Raw genomic sequence first — 4539 nt, forward strand, 5'->3', positions numbered from 1 at the left:
CATACACGGTACATTGGATTATCAAAGCCCCGTTCGCTACAAACAATCACTTCTTAAGAAGATTGTCTAGTTTAGTGTTGACAATCCACTGTCATTTTTGTCTTGAAGAATGAACGTTTATCAGGAATGATTGCATTAGCTGACTTGGTTCGAGAAGAAGCCAAGGATACAGTCACTGAGTTGAAAAATAGAGGCATCCGCTCCATCATGCTCACGGGTGATAATGAAAAAGTGGCACAGTGGGTCGCTAAACAGCTTGGTATTGATGAAGTCTATGCTGAAGTATTACCTGATGATAAATCGAGACAAGTAAAAACTATCCAGGCCGAAGGAAGAAAAGTAGGTATGGTAGGAGATGGCATTAACGATGCACCAGCCCTTGCACAAGCTGATGTAGGTATAGCAATCGGAAGCGGTACTGATGTAGCAGTAGAGACAGCAGATATCGTCCTCGTCAGAAGTAATCCAAATGATGTACTCTCTATTCTGGATCTCTCGCGAAATACGTATAATAAAATGATTCAAAATTTATGGTGGGCTGCTGGATACAATATTATTACGATTCCGCTCGCAGCAGGTGTGTTAGCTTCTTATGGTATCATTCTGTCTCCGGCAATCGGAGCGGTACTGATGAGCTTGAGTACGATTATTGTCGCTGTGAATGCTAGGATGCTCAAGATATAGTTTGCAATTTGATTAAAAAAGAAGCAAAAAGTGAAATGCGCCTTTCAAGTGTCTACTGTTTGGATGGAAGAAATCGTATTGTAAGATACGGTGAACTACTGTCTGTTAACTCAACTAAGTGTTATTCTGAATAATTAAAATTAACGGTCTCTCATTCAAGGGACCGTTTTTTTGCGTAATCATGTAATTATTCCGCCCACCATAAGGCATCTTCCAGTTTTTCGCGATGGCGTGCAATTCTTTTTCTGTCGAGACGGTTGGATGAGAACCTTTTAAGGCCTTGCTCGATGTATTCTTGAAGAAGAACGTGACGAAGCTGATCACGCTGACCGCTGTCAGGGAATAAGCCGGTGCGAGCGGTTTTTGTGTCGCTGAGTTTCCCGAAGAAGGAAGCGAACGGAATCATGATGACCATCACACCGGCGAACAAGATCGTACTGATTGATCTGACGACGTTTGACGACGAATTGTCGGTCAAGTCAGCGACACAGGCGGGAATGAATCACTAAAACAAGCGGTGTCCCGGGGAAGAAGGGACACCGCTTGTTGCTGTAATCAATTGGCATAAAGCAATTTTTGGGTTTTGCTGTCATAGACCTGATAATCGATCTCGAATGCTTGATTTCGTGTCGTCGTCACCCGACAGTAGTACGGGTGTGTTTTACCGACGATTTTAAAATCAGTGCATTACGGAAGGAAAACGTTTTGTTTGTTTCCGATAAGGTGATTTCGATTGCCGTGCCCTTGGACTCAACGGATTTTAGAATACACGTACCTTCTGACACCCGGTAATCGCGGAAAACCATCTCAGTGGTGAAACTGGGTACCGTCATCCATAGACACAGCAGCCCGAGCAACAGAACAACTGTCCATTTGAGCTTTTTGAAGAACGGATACTGCTTGTTGCCAAATTGAATCACAAGAAAATAACAGGCCGGTAATACAAACAACACACCTAAAACGAAGATGACGAAATAGGTAGCAATCTCGTAATTCATTCAGTCACGTCCTTTTTTAGAGGAGTGAGCATCATGCAATCAGTCAGGATCACGGCAAGACCAGTGGATCCAGGTGTCAGATACCCTTATTTTTTTGAAGCCGATATTCTCCAAAACGCGAATCGAGGCACTGTTCGTTGCCGTTGTTTTTGCTGAGACAGTCGCAACGTCCGGTCGGGACAATGCCCAATCGACGAGAGCACGAACTGATTCCGTTGCATAGCCCTTGTTTTGATAACAATCCAGCAACCCGTACCCAATCTCAACTGTCCGATTGGCGGAAGGGAGTCCTTTAAAGCCGATGTCTCCAATGATGTTACCGTCGGCTTGGTGGATGACGAGCCAACTGCCCCAGTGGAGAAGGGTAGGATTTTCTGCCAGTCTGGTCAAGTGATGATCAAGTTCAGGACCGTTATCGTAATGTTGTGCTTCAACAAGAGCGGTCAATTCATCGGTGAATGGAATTAGACGTAATCGGCTGGTCTTCAGCATCATATTCGTCTCCTTTTTGATCATGTAGTTAGAGATACAGCCCGTTCGCCTGAACGACGAATTGCGAGTGCTCATAATGATAGGTGATGACGGAGTAGTCGAACGGACGACCGTTCGTTAAATGAAAGACCGTCTCGATCGTCAGTCCGGGATCACCAGCTTCTAGTTTTAAGTGCCCGGCGATCGATGCCGTTAATTTACCGACGTGCATGTACATGTCGGAGAAGCCGATGTTCAGTCCGAGTGCCGTCTCGAGGTACTCGAAGATCGATTGTTCGATGATTTCCCGGTTCAGGTAAGGCACGATTGCCTGACGGTAATACGATTCCTCGAGACAGAGGATATTGCCGTCGATGTAGCGGATCCGTTTGATGTAATAGACCATCTCACCGGGTGATGAACCGACGTTTTGGGCAATCTCGTCCGGGCACGGGATCAATTCGAACGTCAGGACGTTCGACGCGATGTCATGATCAACCAGGTTTTGTTTAAAACCTTGGGTAGAAAACAATTTGATATAACCTTTTCGGTTCGTCTTCCGGACAAAAATCCCGCTGCCGCGAACTTGAAAGATGATTCCTTTCCGTTCGAGCAGTTCGAGCGATTTTGTCATCGTCGTTTTACTGACTGCAAATTGTCGGATCAATTGTTCGAGAACCGGTAATTTATCTCCTTGTTGTAACGTATGTTGTTCGATATAGGCTTCGATTTCCGTTGCCGTCTGTTGGTATTTCAGCATGGCTCACCCTCATTTTCCAGTAATTGTTCTACTTTTTTACTATAGCATAAGACGATTTTGAACTAAATAATATGAATAATTAAATTAAATATGGATTGATAAATTGTGCATGTACAATTATAATGAGAATGTACTATTCGGATTGAAAAAAACAAAGGAGGTTGAGGAATGAGTAAAGTACGGGATTATCAGCAGCTGGCGCATTCGATTTTAGAAGCCGTCGGTGGCGAAGACAACATCATCAGTGTGGCACGGTGTGCGACACGACTTCGCTTAGTATTGAAACGATCAGATGCGAAGGCGAAGGAGCAAGTCGCAGCCTTGCCGGGCGTCATCACGGTCGTCGAGTCAGGTGGACAGTTCCAGGTCGTCATTGGGCAACATGTCGGGGAAGTCTATGAAGCGTTTCGTCCACTTGTTTCACTAGAGGACGAAGAAACGGGACAACCGAACAACGCACCAAAAGGGACGATCTTAAACCGGATCATCGCGACGATGTCGGCCGTCTTTGCTCCGTTCGTCTATATCTTGGCAGCAGCCGGAATCCTGCAAGGGGTACTCATCCTGACCTCGCTTGTGTTTAAAGACTTTGCCGCGACGGGAACATATGAAGTATTCAGTTTCATTTCATGGGCACCGTTTACGTTCCTGCCGATCTTCATCGCGATCACGGCAGCCAATCATTTTAAAGTGAATCAATTCATCGCCGTCGCCTGTAGTGCGGCGCTCGTCAGTCCGACGTGGGCCGAGATGGCAGGGCGGATCACGTCCGGTGAATCGATTTCATTCATAGGCATCGCTTTATCGGGTACAACCTATACATCATCGGTCTTACCGCCCTTATTCCTCGTCTGGTTGCTGTCGTATCTCGAACGGTTCTTGAACCGGACGATCAATGACGTCATCAAACCGTTGTTCGTTCCGTTCTTCAGCATGGTCATCATGGTGCCGCTGACGATTCTCGTCATCGGTCCGATCACGACACTCGGGGCGGAAGGAATTGCAAACGGATACAATTATCTAGCCGAAAATGCACCCGCGCTTGCCGGATTGATCATCGGTGGTTTTTGGCAGGTCATCGTCATCTTCGGTGTCCACTGGGGTGTCACGCCGATGGTGCTGGCGAACTTCGAACAGTACGGCCGTGATTCGTTCCAGGCCTACCAAACGATTGCCGTCATCGCTCAAGTCGGTGCCGTCATCGGAGTCATCCTCAAGACACGCAACAAAGAAACAAAAAAAGTCGGAGTGTCTGCCGGTCTGACCGGGATTTTCGGGATCACGGAACCGGCGATCTACGGCGTGACGTTACGCTTTAAGAAACCGTTCATCTATGGGTGTATCTCAGGCGCGGTCGGAGCCGTCGTCGCCAGTTTCTTTAAACCGTATTACTTCGCCTATGCCGGTTTGCCAGGACCATTGACACTCGTCAACGGAATCAGTTCCGATTATCCGTCTTCAATCATCGGGTTATTGATCGGAACGGCGATTGCCTTGATTTTACCAATCGTCTTGATTCAAATTCTTGGTTTTGGTGAAGACGAATTGTAATATTAAGTGCAACACCTGACGGAAAACACAAAAAGCCCATAACGGCCTCGTGTAGAATGGAGTTACCACACCACA

The 4539-nt window shown here is 46.5% G+C and carries 4 protein-coding genes and 2 pseudogenes; 2 read left to right on the plus strand and 4 right to left on the minus strand.

Annotation, left to right across the window (positions count from 1 at the left end):
- Window positions 1-87: 87 nt before the first annotated feature.
- Window positions 88-684 (plus strand): annotated as a pseudogene (locus KNQ13_RS15490) (HAD-IC family P-type ATPase); the annotation flags it as partial.
- A 187-nt stretch (window positions 685-871) separates the two neighbouring features.
- Here KNQ13_RS15490 and KNQ13_RS15495 read toward each other — a convergent pair.
- The 4 genes from KNQ13_RS15495 to KNQ13_RS15510 form a co-directional block, all read right to left on the minus strand.
- A complete protein-coding gene (locus tag KNQ13_RS15495) occupies window positions 872-1090 on the minus strand; it encodes a hypothetical protein (RefSeq protein WP_026831299.1) in 219 nt (72 codons plus the stop codon).
- Between the two features lie 229 nt (window positions 1091-1319).
- Window positions 1320-1682 carry a hypothetical protein gene (locus KNQ13_RS15500; protein WP_026831300.1) on the minus strand — a complete coding sequence of 121 codons (363 nt, stop codon included), beginning with the start codon at window positions 1680-1682 and terminating at the stop codon, window positions 1320-1322.
- Window positions 1683-1721: 39 nt separating this feature from the next.
- Window positions 1722-2174 (minus strand): GNAT family N-acetyltransferase, encoded by a 453-nt coding sequence (locus KNQ13_RS15505; RefSeq protein WP_236624436.1) that lies wholly within the window; start codon window positions 2172-2174, stop codon window positions 1722-1724.
- A gap of 28 nt (window positions 2175-2202) precedes the next feature.
- Window positions 2203-2913: a GntR family transcriptional regulator gene (locus KNQ13_RS15510; protein ID WP_026831301.1), complete on the minus strand. Its 711-nt coding sequence runs from the start codon at window positions 2911-2913 to the stop codon at window positions 2203-2205.
- 168 nt (window positions 2914-3081) lie between these two features.
- Between KNQ13_RS15510 and KNQ13_RS15515 the strand changes: the two are divergent.
- A pseudogene (locus tag KNQ13_RS15515) lies at window positions 3082-4455 on the plus strand (PTS transporter subunit EIIC); the annotation flags it as partial.
- Window positions 4456-4539 lie beyond the last annotated feature (84 nt).

It is taken from the genome of Exiguobacterium sp. s128 (assembly GCF_018618815.1).
Lineage (GTDB): Bacteria > Bacillota > Bacilli > Exiguobacteriales > Exiguobacteriaceae > Exiguobacterium_A > Exiguobacterium_A antarcticum.